General features: G+C 74.0%; 18 protein-coding genes. 11 read left to right on the forward strand and 7 right to left on the reverse strand.

Translation table 11 applies throughout. The features are described 5' to 3' along the window. The coding region (locus Q7L73_RS08680; protein ID WP_304715527.1) for a hypothetical protein at positions 1-195 on the forward strand (195 nt) is incomplete at its 5' end. A gap of 23 nt (positions 196-218) precedes the next feature. Here the strand turns inward: Q7L73_RS08680 and Q7L73_RS08685 are convergent. Further along, complete coding sequence (locus Q7L73_RS08685) at positions 219-1,115, reverse strand: PHP domain-containing protein (protein WP_304696205.1); 897 nt, start codon at positions 1,113-1,115, stop codon at positions 219-221. Positions 1,116-1,195: 80 nt separating this feature from the next. Between Q7L73_RS08685 and cysC the strand changes: the two genes are divergently transcribed. Beyond that, positions 1,196-1,798, forward strand: a complete 603-nt coding sequence (gene cysC / locus Q7L73_RS08690) for an adenylyl-sulfate kinase (protein ID WP_304696203.1) — start codon at positions 1,196-1,198, stop codon at positions 1,796-1,798. Here cysC and Q7L73_RS08695 read toward each other — a convergent pair. Continuing rightward, positions 1,767-2,888: a hypothetical protein gene (locus Q7L73_RS08695; RefSeq protein ID WP_304696201.1), complete on the reverse strand. Its 1,122-nt coding sequence runs from the start codon at positions 2,886-2,888 to the stop codon at positions 1,767-1,769. The two genes, cysC and Q7L73_RS08695, sit on opposite strands and share 32 nt — an antisense overlap. Positions 2,889-2,978: 90 nt before the next feature. On the opposite strand from Q7L73_RS08695, the gene Q7L73_RS08700 reads away from it, so the two are divergent. After that, on the forward strand, positions 2,979-3,152 hold the full coding sequence (locus tag Q7L73_RS08700) for a hypothetical protein (protein ID WP_304696199.1): 174 nt from the start codon (positions 2,979-2,981) through the stop codon (positions 3,150-3,152). Beyond that, positions 3,149-3,556, forward strand: a complete 408-nt coding sequence (locus tag Q7L73_RS08705; protein WP_304696197.1) for a type II toxin-antitoxin system VapC family toxin — start codon at positions 3,149-3,151, stop codon at positions 3,554-3,556. Before Q7L73_RS08700 ends, Q7L73_RS08705 begins: the two co-directional genes overlap by 4 nt. Positions 3,557-3,562: 6 nt before the next feature. Here the strand turns inward: Q7L73_RS08705 and Q7L73_RS08710 are convergent, their stop codons facing one another. The 4 genes from Q7L73_RS08710 to Q7L73_RS08725 all read right to left on the reverse strand — a co-directional run bounded on the left by Q7L73_RS08710 (position 3,563) and on the right by Q7L73_RS08725 (position 8,253). Next, positions 3,563-4,513, reverse strand: a complete 951-nt coding sequence (locus Q7L73_RS08710; RefSeq protein ID WP_304696195.1) for an ABC transporter permease — start codon at positions 4,511-4,513, stop codon at positions 3,563-3,565. Further along, positions 4,510-5,442, reverse strand: coding sequence for an ABC transporter ATP-binding protein (locus Q7L73_RS08715; protein WP_370552475.1), 933 nt, complete (start codon positions 5,440-5,442; stop codon positions 4,510-4,512). The genes Q7L73_RS08710 and Q7L73_RS08715 overlap by 4 nt, the downstream gene beginning before the upstream one ends. Positions 5,443-5,450: 8 nt before the next feature. Then, positions 5,451-6,641, reverse strand: a complete 1,191-nt coding sequence (locus tag Q7L73_RS08720; RefSeq protein WP_304696191.1) for a hypothetical protein — start codon at positions 6,639-6,641, stop codon at positions 5,451-5,453. Between the two features lie 85 nt (positions 6,642-6,726). Continuing rightward, positions 6,727-8,253, reverse strand: coding sequence for a HAMP domain-containing sensor histidine kinase (locus tag Q7L73_RS08725; protein WP_304715528.1), 1,527 nt, complete (start codon positions 8,251-8,253; stop codon positions 6,727-6,729). Positions 8,254-8,343: 90 nt separating this feature from the next. Here Q7L73_RS08725 and Q7L73_RS08730 point away from each other — a divergent pair, with 90 nt between their 5' ends. The 3 genes from Q7L73_RS08730 to Q7L73_RS08740 are packed head-to-tail and all read left to right on the forward strand — an operon-like array spanning position 8,344 to position 10,360. Beyond that, a complete protein-coding gene (locus tag Q7L73_RS08730) occupies positions 8,344-9,555 on the forward strand; it encodes an alkane 1-monooxygenase (RefSeq protein WP_304688765.1) in 1,212 nt (403 codons plus the stop codon). Further along, positions 9,552-9,716 carry a rubredoxin gene (locus Q7L73_RS08735; protein ID WP_304688767.1) on the forward strand — a complete coding sequence of 55 codons (165 nt, stop codon included), beginning with the start codon at positions 9,552-9,554 and terminating at the stop codon, positions 9,714-9,716. The genes Q7L73_RS08730 and Q7L73_RS08735 overlap by 4 nt, the downstream gene beginning before the upstream one ends. A gap of 32 nt (positions 9,717-9,748) precedes the next feature. Beyond that, positions 9,749-10,360 (forward strand): TetR family transcriptional regulator, encoded by a 612-nt coding sequence (locus Q7L73_RS08740; RefSeq protein ID WP_304688769.1) that lies wholly within the window; start codon positions 9,749-9,751, stop codon positions 10,358-10,360. Between the two features lie 65 nt (positions 10,361-10,425). On the opposite strand, the gene Q7L73_RS08745 is transcribed toward Q7L73_RS08740, so the two are convergent. Beyond that, complete coding sequence (locus Q7L73_RS08745) at positions 10,426-11,091, reverse strand: response regulator transcription factor (protein WP_304688771.1); 666 nt, start codon at positions 11,089-11,091, stop codon at positions 10,426-10,428. A 170-nt stretch (positions 11,092-11,261) separates the two neighbouring features. On the opposite strand from Q7L73_RS08745, the gene Q7L73_RS08750 reads away from it, so the two are divergent. The 4 genes from Q7L73_RS08750 (at position 11,262) to Q7L73_RS08765 (ending at position 19,941) form a co-directional block, all read left to right on the forward strand. Continuing rightward, positions 11,262-14,477, forward strand: a complete 3,216-nt coding sequence (locus Q7L73_RS08750; RefSeq protein ID WP_304688773.1) for a choice-of-anchor D domain-containing protein — start codon at positions 11,262-11,264, stop codon at positions 14,475-14,477. Continuing rightward, positions 14,474-16,252 (forward strand): hypothetical protein, encoded by a 1,779-nt coding sequence (locus tag Q7L73_RS08755; RefSeq protein WP_304688775.1) that lies wholly within the window; start codon positions 14,474-14,476, stop codon positions 16,250-16,252. Before Q7L73_RS08750 ends, Q7L73_RS08755 begins: the two co-directional genes overlap by 4 nt. Positions 16,253-16,364: 112 nt before the next feature. After that, positions 16,365-17,483: a hypothetical protein gene (locus Q7L73_RS08760; protein ID WP_304688777.1), complete on the forward strand. Its 1,119-nt coding sequence runs from the start codon at positions 16,365-16,367 to the stop codon at positions 17,481-17,483. Between the two features lie 7 nt (positions 17,484-17,490). Continuing rightward, entirely contained in the window at positions 17,491-19,941 is a 2,451-nt protein-coding gene (locus tag Q7L73_RS08765; RefSeq protein ID WP_304688779.1) for an FTR1 family protein, read from the forward strand. Positions 19,942-19,949: the final 8 nt, after the last annotated feature.

Consider the following 19,949-nt stretch of genomic DNA (forward strand, 5'->3'; position numbering starts at 1 on the left):
GGCGCCGGCGCGGCGGGGCCGCCCGGCCCGGCCCCGGCGGGCGCCGGCGTGCCGGTCGGAGCGGGCGTGGCCGTCGCGGGCACGGCGCCCGGCGCGGCCGGCAACGGCGGGGTGGAAGGCCGCATCGCGGAGCTGGAGGCTGCGCTGATCGGCCTGCGCGCCGAGATCGCCGACGGCGGGGAGACGCCCAAGTGAGCGTCTCGCCCGCCTGTCCGGGCTCAGTCCTGCGGGGCGGCCTTCGCGGCCGCCTCGTACAGCGGCGTGAGGTCGGGCTCGGCGCCGTGCAGCGGATGGTCGAGGAAGGTTCTGAAGAGCCGGTGCTCGGGACCGTGGTAGTCGGACGAGCCGGTCGTCAGCAGGCCCAGCTCGGCGGCCTTCTCGACGATCAGCCGCGTCTGCTCGGCGCTGTGCGTCGGGTAGAAGGCCTCGACGCCGTCGAGCCCGGCCGCCTTGAAGCGCTCCAGCGCCCCGAGGACCTCCGCGTCGCTGTCGAGGTCCCAGTAGGGGTGGGCCCAGATCGCGAGGCCGCCGGCGTCGTGGACCCAGGCGATCGCGTCGACGACCGTCGGATGCGTCCGCGCGAGATACCCCGGCGTTCCCGGAATCAGGTACGCGGGGATGAACGAGGAGATGTCGTCATGTCCCTCGCGCTCCAGCCGCTCCGCGTTCGCGGGATGGATCAGGACCGCCTCGGCGAGGTGCGGGCGGCCGATCGGCTTGCCGGCCTCGCGCCGCTTCTTCAGCGGGGCGTCGTCGACCTCGAAGCCGAGCTCGTTGAGCTTCGCCGCCATCCGCTCCGCGCGCAGCTCGCGGTCGGCGCGGGCGGCCAGCAGCCGCTCGGCGAGGACGGGATCGTGATGGTCGATCCCGTAGCCGAGCAGGTGGAGGTCCTCGTACTTGCCGTCGACCGAGGAGATCTCGGTCGCGGGCACGACGGCGATGCCGTGGCGCGCGCCGGCGGCGAGCGCCTCGTCGACGCCGTCGACGGTGTCGTGGTCGGACAGCGCAAGCAGCTTCACGCCCGCCGCCGCCGCGTTGGCGACGACGTCCTCCGGGGCGAGCACGCCGTCGGAGTGGAGCGAGTGCGACTGCAGGTCGAAGGTCGGCTTCGTCATGGCGGAGCACCTTACTGGTCATGCGCGGGGTCGCCGCTCGCCGCGCACGGGGGTCGGATCGCGGCGACGAGGAAGGAACGATGATGACGAGCGCCAACGTCACCTGGCACGAGGGAGTGGTCGGCCGCGAGCAGCGCTGGCAGTCGCTCAGCGCGCGCGGGGCGACGATCTGGTTCACCGGCCTGCCGGCCTCCGGCAAGTCGACGGTCGCCGCAGCGCTCGAGGCGCGGCTGATCGCCGAGGGGCGCTCCGCCTACCGGCTCGACGGCGACAACCTCCGTCACGGCGTCTGCGGCGACCTCGGCTTCAGCGCCGAGGACCGCGACGAGAACGTCCGCCGCACGGCCGAGGTCGCGCGGCTGTTCGCCGACTCCGGCACCGTCGCGATCGTCTCCGTCGTGTCGCCGTTCGAGAGCGGGCGCAACGCCGCTCGCGCGCTGCACGAGCGCGACGGACTGCACTTCGTCGAGGTGTTCGTCAACACGCCCGTCGAGGAGTGCATGCGGCGCGACCCCAAGGGTCTCTACGCGCGGGCGATGGCAGGCAGACTGACCGGCATGACCGGCGTCGACGCGCCCTACGAGGCGCCGCGCGCGCCCGACCTGGAGCTGCGCGGGCCGTGCGACATCGGCGAGGCCGTCGAGCGGGTGCTCACGGTGCTCGATCCGGTCCGCGCGGTCTGACGCCCGCGCCGGCGCTGCCGCGCAGCCTGAGGTAGTCGGCGCGCGCGGCGAAGGTCGCGCGCATCTGGGCGGTCACCTCGTCGAGGAACTCCTCGCGGTAGGCGCCGTCGGTCAGCACCGCGATCGCGTAGTAGAGGCCCGACAGCGCCGCGATCGCGCCCGCGACGCGCAGCAGCTCCCAGGTCAGCAGCAGCGGCACGTCGAGCACGGTCGTCGCGAGCAGCGCGTCGCCGCCGTCGCCGGTCCACGCCTCCAGCACCGAGCGGTCGATCACGATCATCCCGAAGGCGACGAAGAAGGCGCCGATCGCGAACGTCACGACGACGATCTGGAGGCCGTGGCTGATCAGCAGCACGAGCCCGACGTTGAGCCGCTGCCAGGTCGTCAGCTCGGGCTGATCGGCGACCTCCGGGCCGGCCGAGTCGAGCAGCAGCTCGACCTCCTTCGGCAGCCGCGCGACGAGGAAGACGGTCGCGACGAGCGCCAGCAGCGCGCCGGTCGCGATCAGCGTCGCGGTCGTGCGGTCCGCGAACACCTGCCACATCTCGGTGTTGATGAACAGCACCAGCGCGAAGATCAGCAGCAGCGGGATCGCGCGCGCCAGCAGCAGCAGCGACCGCTGCAGCTGGCCCGTCAGCCGCCGTCCGGCCCACACGACGATCCAGCCGAGCCCGAAGCCGTAGCCGAACGCGACGAGCCCGAGCAGCACGAGGTTGAAGGCGACCGTCGCCAGTCCCCAGCCGCCGTGGAAGATCCCCTGCACGACCGCCGGCAGCAGCACGAAGACGGTCAGCTCCCACGGCCCGATCCGCTGCGGGATCGCCAGCGCCGGCTGCCCCCGCAGCCGGTTGACGAGCGCCACCGCCCCCAGCGTCAGCGCCAGCGCCGCCGCCAGCGCCCCGAGATTGGCCAGCGGCGACCAGTCGACGTCGAGCCCCGCCAGCAGCTCGCCCAGCAGCACCAGCGCCAGCAGCGGGAAGGCGCGGTTGAAGACGTCCTCGCGTGCCGAGAACCCCTCGATCAGCAGCGGCAGCCCGGCCCGCCGGAACCCCCGCTCGTAGTCCTGAAGCTCCTGCTCGCGCGCGTCCATCCGCGGGTGATTTCCACCTCCGCGCGCGAGTTCCCCCTCACAACACAAGTGGTGGCGACAACCGCAGTTCGCCGGAGTACGGTGGTTTGCATGAGAACGAGCGTGATCCGGGGGAAGAACGAGGCAGGTGCGGACATGCACGGGAACAACGGCAGCGAGAGCGACGATCGTCCGTTTGACGACGCGGTCGACGCTGTGACGGGGATCGTCGAGCTTCCGTGCTCGGTGGACGAGTTCGTCGCGATGCTGCGAGGACGCGCATGACGACCGCAGTCGACACGAACGTGCTGCTCGACGTCCTGGCGGAGGACTCCCGGTTCAGCTCTCAGTCACGCGCAGCGCTGAGCGCGTGCGGCCGACGCGGGCCGCTCATCGCCTGTGGTGTCGTCTGGGCCGAGACGACCGCTGCGTTCGCGGATCGCTGTGCCGGTGCGCGTGCGCTGGTGCGGCTGGGCGTCCGTCTGGTGCCGCTCGACGCGACCGCTGCGACCGCGGCCGGACAGGCGTGGCGCAGCTACCGCGCGGAGGGCGGCACACGCAGTCGGGTGATCGCCGACTTTGTCGTCGGCGCGCATGCGGCCGTGCATGCCGACCAGTTGCTGACGCGGGATCGGGGGTTCAGACGGCTTCGCTTCAGCGGGCTGACGCTGGTCGATCCGTCGTGCTGACGGGCGTCAGCCGCCGGTCACGTCGCGGCGCATGAAGGTGAGCAGGGCGGCGGTGAGGGAGGGGACGGCGTAGAGGGCGCAGACCCAGGCGGAGCGGGCGATCGGGGCCCAGTCGATCGGGTCGCGGAGGAGGCCCTGCCAGGCGTCGAACTGGGTTGAGAGGAGGTAGGGGCGGATGCTCTCCAGGCCGGAGATGATGCCGACGATCTGGAGGATCAGGGACAGCATCAGCGTGCCGACGACGGCGGCCGCCGAGTTGCGGGTGACGGTCGACAGCAGCAGCGCGATCGAGGCGACGGCGAGCACCGGCATCAGGTAGGCGAGCAGGGCGGCGCCGAGCAGCAGCAGGCCGCGGCCGACCTCGATCGGGGTGCCGGAGAGCGAGGTCAGCGGGTCGAGGCCGTAGCGCAGCGCGCCCAGCAGCAGGCCCGTGCCGGCGAACAGCAGCAGCGCGAGGATCGCGTAGGAGAACGACGCCAGCAGCTTCGCGAGGAAGATCTGGTGACGGTCGGCGGAGCGCGTGAGGATCGTCTTCAACGTGCCGTTGCTGTCCTCGTTGGCGACGATGTCGCCGGCGACGAGCGCGACGATCAGCGGGAACAGCCAGATCGAGCTGAACAGCAGCAGCACCGGCGGGACCGCGAGGCCGGTCTCGGTCACGTAGCGTCCGAACGGCACCTCGTCCGGCCCGTTGCCGTTCGCGGCCAGCGCGACGATGAAGATCACCGGCACGAGCACGGCCGCGCCGAGCCCGAGGAAGGTGCGCTTCTGCGCCCGCAGCTTCAGCAGCTCCCAGCGGTAGATGCTCGCGACCGACGGGCGGCGGCCGCGGCGGGCGGCGGACGTGGCCGCGGCTGTGCCGGGGCGGGTGGCGGTCGCGTCGGCGCGGGGAGCCGGCGGCGCCTCGGTGGCGGCGGCTGCGGTGGCGGCGCTGCGGAGGAACTCGGGCGCGCTCACGCGGCCTCCTCGCCCTCGGTCAGTTCGAAGAACAGCTGCTCCAGCGAGGCCGCGGCCGGCACCAGGGCGACGATCGCGATGTCTCTGCGCGCGAGCGCGAGCGACAGCTGCGCGACCTCGCGCTCGTCGGCGGCGAAGGTGAGGCCGTCGCGGCCGGAGGCGAGCGAGGTCAGACCCGGGCGGTAGGAGCAGACGTCCCAGGCGGCTTGGTCGTCGGTCGTGCGCAGGCGCCAGCCCTGCGCCTGCCCGCTGGCCCGGTGCAGCAGCGCGTCCAGCTCGCCCTCGTAGATGACGCGGCCGGAGCGGACGATCGCGACGCGGTCGCACAGCTCCTCGACCTCGCCCATCAGATGCGAGGACAGCAGCACGGTGATGCCGTCGGCCGCGAGCCGTCTGACCAGCTCGCGCATGTCGCGCATGCCGGCCGGGTCGAGGCCGGTCGTCGGCTCGTCGAGCAGCAGCAGCCGCGGGTCGCGCAGCAGCGCCGCGCCGATCCCCAGCCGCTGCTTCATCCCGTGCGAGTAGCCCTTGACCTTGTCGCTGTCGCGGTGCGCGAGGCCGACCGTCTCCAGCGCCGCGTCGATCCGCTCGGCCGCGTCGCCGCCGTCGAGCGCGGCCATCAGCTCGAGGTTGCGGCGGCCGCTCAGGTACGGGTAGAAGCGCGGCGCCTCGACGAAGCCGGCGACGCCGTCGAGCGCCGCCGCGCCCTCCAGCAGCGGGTCGCGCCCGAACAGCCGCGCCGCGCCCTCGTCGGGCCGGATCAGCCCCAGCAGCATCCGCAGCGAGGTCGTCTTGCCCGCGCCGTTGGGGCCGAGGTAGCCGTAGACGGTGCCGGCCTCGACCGTCAGGTCGACGTGGTCGACCGCGGTCAGCTCGCCGTAGCGCTTGACGAGGCCGCGCGCCTCGATCGGCGGGGCGGCTGTCGCGATCGCGCCCACTAGCGCAGCTCCCGTGCCGCCGTCTCGGCCGCCTGCGGCCCGACCGAGCCGAAGACGACATGCCCGACGCCGTCGCGCTCGAACGTCACGATCGTGCCGAGCGCGGTCGCCAGCTCGCTGCCGCTGCCGCCGTCGATGTTGATCTGCGGCAGCTGCAGCGCGTGGTCGCCGCCCATCTGCCCGAACGCGCCGCCTCTCTCGGCCTGCGTCTGCACGACCACGAGCGCGCCGACGCCCTCGCCGTAGAGGCTGATCGCGGCCTCCTCGCCGTGCGGTCTGACGAGCCAGACGGCACGCCGCGGCAGGCCGGCGAGCGACTCCGGCGCCGCCAGTCTGAACGGCAGCTGCGCCTGCACCGCCGCGACGCCGCGCACGGCTCTGCCGCCGCCGTGGGCCTTGCCGGGAAGCCCGTCGAGCTGCGGGCTGAGGTCGGTCACGGTCGCGTCGGCGGGGATCGCGTCGGCGAAGACGCTGTCGTCGACCGGGCCGTAGGAGACGTCGCTGGCGCTCAGCTGCAGCACCGGCTCGGGATCGTCGTCGGCGTAGATGCCGAACCGCAGCGGCGCGCCGTTGGCGGCGTCCCAGACGAGCTGGGCGGCGCCGAGCAGGCCGCCGTCACCGGGCGGCGCGATTCGCACCGAGTAGCTGGGGCGGCCTGCGACGTTGGTCGGCTGCGGGCCGCTGACGTCCCATTTGCGCGTCAGCCGGTCGAGCCCACGCTGGATCTGCGCGAGCGTCGGCGCGGCCGCGTCATGCGCGGGCGCGGCGTCTCTGCCCTTCGGCAGCGCGAAGCGGTAGGCGCTGTTGGAGGCGCCGTCATAGGCGGTGATCGTCTCGCCGTCGCTGACGATCTGGGCGTCGCCGCGGTCGGACTGCAGCTCCAGCCGGAAGCGGCCGTCGGGCGCCCACCACAGCCGGCCGCTCGCGTTCGACAGCAGCGGCGAGACGCCGCGCGCCGGCAGCGAGCCGGCGGGGATCAGGCGGTTGTCGAACTCGACGCGGGCGCTGACGCCCGCGACCGGCGGCGCGTCGAGCGCCTGCTTGACCGCCGGCGCGAGGCCGATCTGCGGCGGGCGCGCGTCGCTGCCGCCGAGCGCGGCCTGCGCGATGCCGACGCCGGCGAGCAGCGTCACGAGCGCGGCGATCAGGAACGTGAGTCTGCGGGTGGAGATCGTGCGGAGCCGGTGCATGACGGTCCTTCGCGTCGAGGGGACGCGGGTGTTGTATGCCCGATCCTTGAGAGATCTGTGAGAGCGACCGCGTGCGCCGGGCGCGTCAGCGCGCGGGTGCGGCGGCGGGATCGGCGCGCGGCAGCTCGATCGTGAAGGTCGCGCCGGCCGCGCTCGCGCTGCCGCCGTGGCGCTCCGCGGTCGCGCGGACGATCGCGAGGCCGAGCCCGGAGCCGCCCGCGGCCGCGCCCTCGGCGCGCCAGAAGCGCTGGAAGGCGCGCGCCGCCTGTTCGGGCGTCAACCCGGCGCCCGTGTCGCTGACGCTGAGGCGGGCGCTGCGGGCGCCGCCGGCGACGGCGATCGCGACCGGGCCGCCGGCCGGGCCGTGGCGCTCGGCGTTCTCGACCAGGTTGCGCAGCGCCCGCTCCAGCGCGGCGCGGTCGCCGCGGACGAGCGCGCGCCCGCCCTCGGCCGTCACCGTCGCGCGCGGGTGGTCGGCCGCGACGGCGCGCGCCAGCTCGGCGAGGTCGAGCGGCTCGCCGGCCGCCGCGATCGGGTCGCCCGGCGTGGGTGTTGTGAAGCCGCCGCCGGCCGCGTCCTCGCGCGCGAGCGCGAGCAGGTCGTCCAGCAGCGCCGCCATCCGCGCGGCGTCGGCCTCGATGTCGGCGAGCGCGTCGGCGTCGGCGCCGTGGCGGGCGACGTAGGCGGCGTTGCCGCGCAGCGCGGTGAGCGGCGTGCGCAGCTCGTGCGAGGCGTCGTCGACGAAGCGGCGCTCGCGCACGCGGGCGGCGGCGAGCGAGTCGAGCATCGCGTTGAGCGTCGCGGTCAGGCGGCCGATCTCGTCATCGCCCGCGCCCGCCGCGCCCGCCGCGCTCGCGCCCGTCGCGCCCGCGCCCGCCGCGCTCGCACCCGTCGCGCCCGCACCCGCCGCGCCCGCGCCCGTCGCCCCCGCGCCCGCATCCGCCGCGCCTCCGTTCGCGCGGCGTCCGCCCAGCCGCCGCTGCGGGTCGCCGGTGCGGGCGATCGCCTCGGCGTCATCGGTCAGGCGCGTCAGCGGGCGCAGCGCCCGCCGCGTCAGCAGCACCGCCAGCAGCCCGGCGAGCGCCGCCGCCAGCAGCGCGGCGATCAGCACGAGCGTGCGCAGCGGGCCGGTGATCTGCTCGATCGACGCGGTCGTGCCGGCGACGGCGACCGCGCCGCCGGCCGCCGCGCCGCCGCCGACGACGCCGAGCGGCGCGGCGTAGACGCGCAGCGGCTCGTCGCCGAGGCGGACGTCCTCGAAGCCGCTGACGCGTTCGTTCAGCGCTCTTCTCAGCGCCCGCCCGGCCGGCAGCACGCGGCCGCCGAGCGCGCCGGAGCGGGCGACGATCCGGCCCTGGTCGTCGACGATCTGGACGTATGCAGCGCTCGTGCCGACGCGCCCTTCGAGCACGCCGGCCGCGGTCACCAGTCTCGGCGTGGTCGCCGCCAGCCGCGCGACCTCGACGGCGCGGTCGCGCAGGCCGTCGTCGAGCGAGCGGTCGAGCTGGCGGTCGACGAGCGCCAGCGCGGCGGCGCCGAGCAGCGCGACGGCGATCAGGATCGCCAGCGCCGCGGCGAGCGCCACGCGCATGCGCAGCGGGAGGCGGGACATGGCCGCGAAGCCTAGTGGTTGACACAAACCCCCCTTCGTGTCAATCTCACGAACGCAGTGGGGGTTGGCGACTACGGAGGAGACGTAGGTATGTCATCTGTTGCACACGGCGACGAGGCCGGTCAGCATCACCACCATCACGACGACGGCGTCGAGCTGACGCCGGCGACGTGGAAGGACGGCAAGCGCTACGCCTGGCTGCTCGGGCTGCTGGTGCCGACGCTGCCGTTCATCGCCTACGGCCTCGTCCAGGCGACCGGGCTCGGGGTCTTCTGGTTCTTCGGCCCGTTCCTCGTCTTCGGCATCTTCCCGCTCGCCGACCTGATCGTCGGGATGGACGCGAGAAACCCGCCCGACTCGGTCATCAAGTGGCTGGAGCAGGACCGCTACTACCGCTGGTGCACCTACGCCTACATCCCGATCCAGTACGCCGGGCTGATCTTCGCCTGCGTGCAGTGGAGCAGCGGCGACCTGTCGGTCGTCGACTCGATCGGGCTGGCGCTGACGATGGCGATGGTCAGCGGGATCGCGATCAACACCGCCCACGAGCTCGGCCACAAGCGCGCGAGCCTGGAGCGCTGGCTGTCGAAGGTCGCGCTCGCGCAGTCCGGCTACGGCCACTTCTTCATCGAGCACAACCGCGGCCACCACGTGCGCGTCGCGACGCCGGAGGATCCCGCCAGCTCGCGCCTCGGCGAGTCGTTCTGGGCCTTCCTGCCGCGCACCGTCAAGGGCAGCCTCACGTCCGCCTGGGAGCTGGAGGGCGTGCGGCTGGACCGCCTCGGCGCGCGCCACGTCAGCCTCAAGAACGACATCATCAACGCCTGGCTGATGACGGTCGTGCTGTTCGCCGCGCTGACCGCGGTCTTCGGCTGGGTCGTGCTGCCGTACCTGCTGCTGCAGGCGGTGATCGGCTTCTCGCTGCTGGAGGTCGTCAACTACCTCGAGCACTACGGCCTGCTGCGCCAGAAGCGCGAGGACGGCCGCTACGAGCGCACCCGCCCCGAACATTCCTGGAACAGCAACAACGTCGCCTCCAACGTGCTGCTCTACCACCTCCAGCGCCACAGCGACCACCACGCCAACCCGATGCGCCGCTACCAGGCGCTGCGGCACATGGACGAGGCGCCGCAGCTGCCGACGGGCTACGCCGGCATGATCGTGCTGGCGACGATACCGCCGCTGTGGCGGCGCGTGATGGACCGTCGCCTGCTGGAGCACTACGGCGCGGACGTGACGCGCACGAACATCCAGCCGCGCAAGCGCGCGAAGCTGGTCGCGCGCTACGGAGCGACGGCATGAGCGCCTTCCGCTGCCCCGGCTGCGGCTACGTCTACGACGAGGCGGCCGGCCACCCGCGCGAGGGCTTCCCCGCCGGCACGCCGTGGAGCGAGGTGCCGGACGACTGGGCCTGCCCCGACTGCGGCGTGCGCGACAAGGTCGACTTCGAGCCCGACGAGTGACGCCGGCAGGCGCGGCTGCCACCATTGGGGCGATGGGACCGGCCCGCACGCCCTACGCCGTCGCAGCGAGAGAGCTGCTGCGCGACACGCTCTTCGACGCCGCGCGCGACGCGATGCAGGAGCGGCCGTGGGCGGAGGTGACGATGGCTGAGATCGCCTCCGCGGCCGGCGTCAGCCGCCAGACGCTCTACAAGGAGTTCGGCTCGCGCGACGAGTTCGCGCAGCTGTTCGTCGTGCGCGAGGGGACGCGCTTCCTCGACGCCGTCGAGCAGGCGGTGCGCGCCCATCTCGACGATCCGAGAGCGGCGCTGGCGGGCGCGCTCGGCGTCTTCCTCAGAGCGGCCTCCGAGGATCCGCTCGTGCGGGTGCTGCTGACCGATGACGGCACCGGCGGGATGCTGCCGCTCGTGACGACGCAGTCGCGGCCGGTCGTCGCGTTCGCCTCCGCGCGCCTGACCGAGGTGATCCACGACGGCTGGCCGCAGGTCGCATACGCCGACGCCGAGCTGCTCGCCGAGACGCTCGTGCGGCTGGCTATCTCCTACGCGATGCTGCCGAAGGACCCGCCCGACGCGGCGATCACGACCGTGATGACGGTGATCGAGCCGTTCGTCGAGCAAGCGCTCGGCCGCGGTCCCGCCTAGGTCTCCGGCTTGGCCTCGGCGGCGTCGAGCGCCGCGAGCTGCTGCTCGGAGGGCAGCGGCCGGGGCTACGCGTCCATGACGAAGCCGACGCCGCGCACCGTGCGGATCAGCGGCGGGTCGCCGAGCTTTCTGCGCAGGTAGGCGACGTAGCGGTCGACGACGTTCGGCTGCGCTTCCAGCTCGCCGCCCCAGACCTGCTCCAGCGCCTGCTCGCGCGTGACGACCGCGCGCGGGTCGCGCAGCAGCAGCTCCAGCAGCGCGCTCTCGCGCGGGGTCAGCTCGAGGTCGCGGCCGGCGCGGGCGCCCTGGCCGCTGCCGAGGTCGAGCGTCACGTCGGCGAAGGCGAGCAGCTCTGGCACCGCGCGGCCACGCCGCAGCAGCGCGCGCAGGCGGGCGCTCAGCTCCTCGCTGGCGAACGGCTTGACGAGGTAGTCGTCGGCGCCGGCGTCGAGCCCGGCGACGCGATCGGAGACCGCGTCGCGCGCGGTGAGCAGCAGGATCGGCGTCGCCAGCCCCTTGCCGCGCAGCCGCCGCGCGACCGCGAGCCCGTCGAGGCCCGGCATCGCGACGTCGAGCACGACGGCGTCGGGCACCGAGCGCTCCATCTCGGCCAGCGCGGCGCCGCCGTCGGCTGCGGCGCGCACCTCCCAGCCCTCGGCACCGAGCGTGCGCGCGAGCATGCGGCGGACGGGGGCGTCGTCGTCGACGACGAGCACGGTCGGCTTCGACATCACCCAGGAGCGTAGTCCGGCGGGGAGCTGTGGTCGGTACGGGAGACCGCACGCCGCGTCCGCGATCGGGGTCCGGCAGGCGGCGGGCACGCGGCGGAGATGCGACGACGTGCAAGTTAGGCTACCCTAATAAAGGCACCCTAACTCTGACCTGAAGGCCCCCTTCACCCATGGATCACACCGTCGCCCGCCCCGGGGCGCGCGGTCGTCGCACGCTTGCGCTCGGCGCGGGCGTGCTCGCCGCCGTGCTCGGATCGCCGGCCTTCGCCGCCGCCGCACCGACCGCAACGCTGTCCCCGACGACCGTCTACGAGGCGGGCGCGCGCCAGCTCGCCGCCGGCCCCGGCACCGCCCGCACCTACACGGTCAGAAGCACCGGCAGCGACCCGCTCGCGATCGCCGCCGTGAGCCTGACCGGCCCCGACGCCGGCCAGTTCGCGATCACCGCCAACGGCTGCGCCGCGCGCGGCGCCGCCAACCCGCTGGCGCTGAACGAGACCTGCACCGTCGCGGTCGCCTTCGCGCCGACCGCGGCCGGCGCCGGCGCGCGCACGACGACGCTGCAGATCGCCACCGACGGCGGACCGACGCTGACAAGCGCCGCGATCAACGGCAGCGGCCGCAACCTCGAGGCCTCGGCGCCCGCGCTCGCCTTCGGCGCCGCGCGCGTCGGCGCCGCGCCGGTCGAGCGCACGGTCACGCTGACCAACCGCGACAGCGCCGCCTACACGCTCGGCAACGTCACGCTCGCCGGCAGCGGCGCGAGCCAGTTCTCGAAGCTCGCCGACACGTGCAGCGCGGCCGTGCTGGCGCAGGACGCGAGCTGCTCGATCACGCTGGCGTTCGCGGCGACGACGCCCGGCGTCAAGGCCGCGACGGTCGCCGTCGCCGGCTTCGGCCCTGCGCCGGTGACGCTCTCGGCGATCGGCACGCAGCCGGCCGCGGCGCTCGCGCCCGCGCGGCGCGACTTCGGCGTGCTGAGAGCGGGGACGGCCTCCGAGCCGCAGACCTTCACGCTGCGCAACAGCGGCAACGGCCCGCTCGCGGTCGGCGCCGTCACGCGCGAGGGGCTCGACGCCGAGCGCTTCACGGTCACCACCGACAGCTGCTCGAACACGACCGTCGCGGCCGGCGCGAGCTGCGCCGTCGCGGTCGTCTTCGCACCCGAGCGCAGCGGCTGGCGGACGGCCTCGCTGCGCTTCCCGACCGACGTCGGCAGCGCCGGCGCGGCGACCGTCGCGCGCCTCTCCGGCCGCGGTGCCGGCCTCGGCGACGACAGCGACCCGCTCGGCCTCTTCGCGCTCGCCGACCAGCCGCTGCTGCGGCTCGACGGGGACGGCGGCGACGGCGTCTCGAATGTCGCCTCCGGCTCCTGCGATCTTGACGGCGACGGCTACGACGACGTGATCGCGGGCGCGCCGCTGTGGAGCCGCACGCCGGTGACGAACTCGTGGGAGGGCGGCGCCTACGTCCGCTTCGGCGGCCCGGCGATCGGCTCCGGCGATCTCGCCGCGCACGGCGACGGCGACGTGCTGCTGATCGAGGGCGAGCAGCCCTCCAGCCAGACCGGCACCGGCATCGCCTGCGCCGGCGACGTCAACGGCGACGGCATCGACGACCTCGCGATCGGCGCCTGGGCGTACGAGTACGGCGACGGCCGCCCGAGCGGCACCGGCGGCTCGCGCGGCGTCGCCTACGTCGTCTACGGCGCCAGAGACCTGCGCCAGCAGAGCCCGCTCGACCTCGGCCACCTCGGCGAGCGCGGCTTCCGCGTCGTCGGGCCCGACCTGCCCGAGTACGACCACCTCGGCTTCGCCGTCGCCGGCCTCGGCGACCTCGACGGCGACGGCCGCGGCGAGCTGGCCGTGATGGCCAACACCGGCGACACGACCGACGCGACGCCGGCGCGCGCGAACAACGGCATCGTCTGGGTGCTGCGCGGGCAGGCGGCGGCGACGACCGTCGACCTGTCGGCGCCTGGCGCCGCGCTGCTGCGGATCGACGGCGCCTCGCCCGGCTCGACCGCCTCCCCGTTCGGCCAGATGATCGGCCTCGAGGGGATCGGCGACTTCGACGGCGACGGCACGCCCGACCTCGCGATCGGCACCTACACCGCCGTCGCGTTCGGCCGCTCGACCGCCTCCGGCGCCGCCTTCGTGATCAGCGGCGCCGCGCGCGGCCGGATCGACCTCGCCGACACGTCGTCGTGGCTGACCGCGATCGGCGGCGCCTTCGCCGGCCACCGGCTCGGGATCGACGTCGCCGCGGCCGGCGACGTCGACGGCGACGGCAAGGCCGATCTCGCGATCGGCGCCGACTCGACCTCCGCCGCCAACAGCGACGCCGCCTACGTCGTCTACGGCCGTGCCGGCGCGCACGCCGACCTGCTCGATGCGGCGACGCTCGGCAGCGCCGGCTACCGCATCCTCGGCGCGCCCGGCAGCTCGACCGGCTTCTCGCTCGACGGCGTCGGCGACGTCGACGGCGACGGCCACGACGACCTGCTCGTCGGCGCCTACGGCGCCGGGGCGGCCGGCAGCGCCTGGCTCGTGCACGGGATCGCCGACCCGGCGACGCTGCCGCTGACCGGCGCCGACGGCGGGCTGATCCCCGCCAACGCGGCCGACACGACGCGCACGCTGCCGCTCGCGACGGCAACGCCTGAGCAGGCCAGCCGGCTCGACGGCCAGCAGGCCGGGGACCGCTTCGGCCGCGTCGTCGCCGGCATCGGCGACGTCGACGGCAACGGCGCGCCCGACCTCGCGATCGGCGCCGACATGGCGCTGCGGCGCGAGCGCGCGAACGCCGGCGAGGTGACCGTCGCGCTGCTGCCGGCGGCCGCGCCCGCCTACACGCCCGACCCCGATCCGGAGCAGCCGGGCAGACCGGTCGACCCGACCGACCCCGGCGCCCCGGTCGATCCGGGCACGCCGGTGAACCCGGGAACGCCGTCGAACCCCGGCGGCGAGACGCCGACGACCCCGGGCACGCCGCTGAGCCCTGGGACGCCGGCGAAGCCCGGCGCCACCGGCATCCGCACGCTGCGGGTCGGCTCGGCCGCGCTGCGCGTCCCGCGCGGGACGGTGCGTGCCAGCGGTGCCGGCACGGTCGCGCTCGGCACCGCTCGCTGCGCGCGCGCCGGGGCCAGCCGCTGCCGTCTCACCGTGACCGTCACGGTGAAGGCCGGCGGCAAGCAGTGGAAGGTGACGACGACGCGGACGGTGCGCGGCCGCGCCGTGCGTCTCACCGTGAGCTTGCCGCGCGCCGCGCGCGCGGCGCTGAAGCGGACGGCCACCGGAAGCCTCATCGCGCGCGTCGTGTCGCGCGACGAGGACGGCCGTCGAGGCTCGGGGACGTGGCGCGCCGCGCTCGTGGGGAAGCGATGAGCGTCCTCGCCCGTTCCCGGGCCGCCCTGCTCGCGCTCGGCACGCTGGCGGTGCTCCCCGCCGGTGCGCCGGGCGCGGGTGCGGCACCCGCCGGCGACGCGCCCGCCGCGCGCGCCGCCGCGACCCGCGCGCCGAAGCCCGTGAGCTGCGCGACGCGCACCGTCACCGTCACCAGCGGCCGCAGCGCGACGCTGGCGCTCGACTGCCGCGCGAGCGGTCGCTTGGTCGTGCGCGGGCGCGCCAAGAGGGGCGCGGCGGCGATCCGCTCGATCGTCGCCAAGCCGCGCCACGGCCGGCTCGTCAGGCTCGATCGCCGCTCCGGGACGGTCCGCTACGTCCCCTCCGCCGGCTTTCGCGGGAGCGATCGGCTGAGCTTCGCGATCGTGCAGGGAAGACGCCGCTATCGCGGCACGATCTCCCTCCGCGTCCTGGCTGCGCCGACGCGTCCGGGGCTCACGAGACCCGAACCCGTGCCGACCGCACCGGCGCCGGCGCTGCCTGAGGCGAGAGCGCCGACCCCGGCCGATCCCGGTCCCGGCGAGCCGCAGGGCGACGGCCTGCCGCCGCAGCTGCCGCCGGCGCCGAACTCGTACGCCGCCGCCAACTGGACCCCGACCGTCTACGACAGCTGCCCGGCGAGCGTCCACGAGCGCTACTCGGTGATCGGCCCCGACGGCAAGCGCTACCCGACCTGGCACCCGCCGACGACGACCGACCCGGCGACCGGCAGACGCTGCACCTTCGGCCACGAGCACGGCCGCGACCCGCACGGCTCCGACATCTTCGGCTGGGTCGCCGACCACCTCGCCAACGCCGGCGCGCGCGAGTACGCCGGCATCGCGTTCGGGCTCGCGACCGAGTCGCTCGACAGCTACGCGGCCGCCAACCCGGGCACGAGAATCCGCCACGAGGACCACGTCGGCTACAAGGTCGACTACGAGAACGACGTGCGGCTGCTGAGCGCCGGCGGCGTCGACCTCAGCGTCACCTGCGACTACCTCGTCTCGGTCCACCAGGGCTCGCACTCGCCCGACGCGCTCTCCAACAACGTTCACGAGCTGCTCTATGCCGTCCGCTGCGACGACGGCACCGAGCTGATCGCCGACACGATCAGCCGCTTCGGCCAGCCGGGCAGATACGTGCGCTCCTGTGACACCGCGACGAGCGTGACGACGACCGACAACGGCTACCCGTCCGGCGGCGGCCGGCGCGAGATCCCCGATCGCGCCTGCGTCGAGCAGACGGTGCTGGTGCCGGCCGGCCGCACGACCTCGGCGTGGGCGCTGTACGAGAAGTGGAGCGCGGTCAACGAGCTGAGAACGGCCGACGGCCATACGCTGGCGACGTTCGACCCGGCCTTCGGCGTCTTCGACCCGAGCCGCTACGGCGACCCGTCGGCGAGCGCGAGACTGGGCCGCACGCTCGACCTCTGCTGGGAGGTCGAGCCCAACGGCGACCGCGCCGCCTCGACCCTCTGCGACCGCGCGACCAGCGGCGGCGCGCTGCCGGCCGCGTATGCGTACAACGACCCGCGCTCGCCGTTCCGCGGCGTCCATCGCGACGTCTACCTGCGCGAGACGCGGCTCGACAACGCCTCCGGCGGACGGCTCGTGTGGACCGACCCGTACGGCGGCAGAGCGTCGAGCACGCCGTTCCCCGGCGCGCTCTGCCAGCTCGTCGCGACGGTCGACACCAGCGACCGTCCGGCGCTGCAGGAGCGCGTCTACGGACGCAACCGCCCGAACGCCGACGAAGGCGTCCACGCGCCCAACTGACCGATCTGCCGGGCCGGCGGCGGAGCTAAAGGGAACCTAATGTTAGGATGCCCTAATCGCCCCCGCTGCCAGGCCCCGGCAGGTGGATCGATCGACCCTCGACAGGAGCACGATGACCTACCTGAAGACGCGCTGGCGTCAGGCCCCGGCGGCGCTCGCCGTCGGCGCAGCGCTCGCCTTCGCCGCCTGCGGTGACGACAGCAGCGACTCCGCGAGCACCTCGACCGCAGCATCGACGACCGCCGAGGCGGCGGCGATCGACTACAGACCGGTCCAGGACTACCTGTTCGACCACTCCAGACGGCTCGTCGACGACACCGCGACGCTGCAGAGAGATGCCGAGGCCTACTACGCGCTCGCCGAGGCGGCCGACTTCGACTACGCGCAGCTGCTGAGAACGAGACGGGCCGAGGTGCAGAGACTGGTCACCCAGCTGCAGAGAGATCTGCGCACCGCCAACCCCTCCTACGAGGAGATGGAAGGCGTCGTCGCGGGCGTGCCGGAGCTGGCCGACTACGACAACATCATCGACGCCGGCAGCGACGGCTCGGACCCCGAGAACGCGGTCCCGTTCACGATCAGAACGCCCGGCGGCAAGACCTACAGACAGCCCGGCAACTTCTTCGCGCTGGTCGAGACCTCCGTCTTCGGCACCGACCCGAAGTTCACCGTCAGAGGTGTCAGAGCCGACCTGAACGGTGATGGCAAGGTCGTGTTCCCCGAGGCGCTGCCGGACGCGGACTTCCTTGTCGCGACGACGAGAGAGTTCAACGCCACCGCGAGAGAGCTGGACGCCTCCGCGCATGAGTGGGAGCCGGCGCCCGAGGACGTCTTCACCGCCGTCGTCGTGATGACGCCGACGATGTCGGAGTACTTCGAGGCGTGGAAGAACTCGCGCTTCATCGCCGGCGACAGAGCGACCGAGGCCGGCTTCGTCGGCACCTCGCGCCTGTCCGACATCGCCGACATCCTCGGCGGCCTCGTGCTCGTCTACGACTCGATCGAGCCGACGATCGGCTCCGTCGACAGACAGCAGGCGGCGCAGACCGGCACGTCGCTGAGAAGACTGACCGCCTTCGCCGAGCGGCTGCGCGACGAGGAGGCCGACGGCAAGAGATTCACCGCCAGCGACGCCGACACGCTCGGCGGCGAGGCACAGGACCAGGCCGAGGCGATCGCCGGCCAGGTCTCGCAGGCGGCCGTCCAGCTCGACATCACGCTGGAGAACTGAGCCGCGCATGACCCGTCGCCCGCTGCCGTTCCTGCTCACCCTGCTCGCGACGCTGCTGCTGTGCGGCGGCGGCGCGCTGGCCGGACCCGCGGGAGCGGCGACGGGCGACCAGCCGTGGCGCGTCGTCGACGACGTCCGCGGCGAGCTGTTCGAAGCGCAGACGGCGCTGATCCTGGAGACGCCGGCCGACGCCGTGCGCGCCGTCAGACGCGCCCGTCAGCGTTACGACGGCGCGCTGTCGAGAACGGTCGCGGCCGCCGACCCCGACGCCGACAGAGCGATCGACGCCGCCTTCGGCGACGCGCTCAGAGCGGCCGCCGCCGACGACGAGATCGCGCTCGCGGCCGCCCGCGGCGAGATTCGCGCCGCGCTCTTCGCCGGCTCCTACGCCGTCACCGTCGACGCGGTGCAGGACGGCGACGCGAGGACCGCGCGCAGCTGGCTGCTGCTGCGCGAGTTCCGCACCGCGACCCGCTTCACCCGCCCCGGCGGTGACGCGACGCTCGCCGTCCGCCAGCTCGCGCGCAGAAGAATCGCGCCCGACGCGGCCCGCGCGATCGTCGTCAAGGACCTGCTCGACGCCTACCAGGGCCGCCTGCGCGAGCTGCTCGACGACGCCGCCCGCGGCGACGAGCGCGCGCTCCCCAACCGCACCGCCGAGGCCTCCGCGCAGGCGGCCGGCTACTTCGGCATCCTGCTGCCGCGCTACCTGCAGGACATGGGCGACGTCCGCGCCGACAGAGCGCTCGCCGCCTACAACCGCATGCAGCGCGCTGCCCGCAGAGGTGACTCGGCCGCGTTCAGAGCGGCCCATGCCGACGCGGTCGCGGCGCTGGAGGGCTTCACCGCCGCGCCCTTCACCGACGAGGAGGCCGCCCGCCGCGCCCAGCAGCTGCTGCGCTTCCTCGCGCTCGTGCCGGTCGAGTACGGCCGCGGCACCAACGACGGCAGCGTCACCAAGGACTTCGAGATCGAGGAGGCGGTCGCGTTCCAGAAGGGCGCCGACGCCGCCTTCCAGGATCTGCAGGCGATGCTCGCCAAGCGCGATCCGGCGCGCACCGCGACGGTCGCCGACCAGCTCGACAGACTCGGCGGGCTCGTCGACGAGGCGACGAAGAGAAAGGAGGGCGTCGCGCCCTCCGGCGACGTCGAGCAGCTCGCGGGCGAGATCGAGGACGGGCTGACGGCGACGATGCCGTCGGCGTGGCAGGAGGCGACCGACGAGTCCGACTACGACCTGATCGCGCTCACGCTCGACCGCATGGAGGCGGCCGCCGGCGCCGGCCAGTACCAGCAGGCCGAGCAGGCGCGGCTGGAGGCGTACGCCTTCTTCGAGTTCGGCCCCGAGCGGCGGCTGAAGGCGTTCGACCCCGGCCTCGCGCTCGACGTCGAGGGGCTGATCTGGTTCGGCGCGCTCGACCAGGAGGGCCTTGCCACGTTGATCGCCGACCGCGCCTCGCGGCGCGACATCCATGCGACGCGGCTCGTGCTCGACGAGCGCCTCGGCGACGCCGCCGCGACGCTCGGCGACAGCGCCAACAAGACGCAGGTCGTCGTCAACTCGGCGATCCTCGTCTTCCGCGAGGGGCTGGAGGCGGTCCTGATCCTCGCCGCGATCACCGCCTCGTTCATCGGCGCCAAGCGGCGGATGCGGCGGCCGGTGCTGATCGGCGCCGGGCTCGGCCTGCTCGCCTCGGTGATCACGTGGGTGCTGGCGCAGACGATCCTGACCTCGCTCGACCAGTACGGCGAGAAGCTCGAGGCGGTCGTCGGGATCATCGCGATCGCGGTCCTGCTGCTGATCACGAACTGGTTCTTCCACAAGGTCTACTGGAGCGAGTGGATCGGCAAGTTCCACCGCCAGCGCAAGCGACTGGAGAGATTCGACAGAGTCGGCTTCATCTCGGCGCAGGTGATCGGGCTCGTGCTGCTCGGGCTCACGAGCGTCTACCGCGAGGGCTTCGAGACCGTCCTCTTCCTGCAGTCGCTGCAGCTCAGCGCCGGCACCGCGACGGTCGTCGAGGGCGCCGGGCTCGGGCTCGCGATGGTGCTCGGCGTCGCCGTCCTCACCTTCGCGCTCCAGCGCAAGCTGCCGTACAAGAAGATGCTGATAGTGACCGGCGTGATGATCGGCTTCGTGCTGATCGTGATGGTCGGGCAGACGGCGCGCACGATGCAGGGCACCGGCTGGCTGCCGATCACGCCGCTCGGCTTCGATCCGCCCTACTGGGCGAGCCTCTGGTTCGGCGTCTACCCGACGGTCGAGACGGTCGTCGCGCAGCTCGCCGCGGCCGCCTTCGTGATCGGCTCCTACTACCTCGCGCAGGAGGTGCGTGTGAAGCGGCCGCAGCGGGCGGCGCGCAAGCGGCGCGCGGCGGCGGCCGCGGAGACGCCGCAGCCGGCCGAGGCCGAGGCACGGGAGGCCGACGCGCAGGCCGCGACGAGCGACGCTCGCTAGCCTCTCGG

Source organism: Conexibacter sp. CPCC 205762, from assembly GCF_030646155.1.
GTDB lineage: Bacteria > Actinomycetota > Thermoleophilia > Solirubrobacterales > Solirubrobacteraceae > Conexibacter.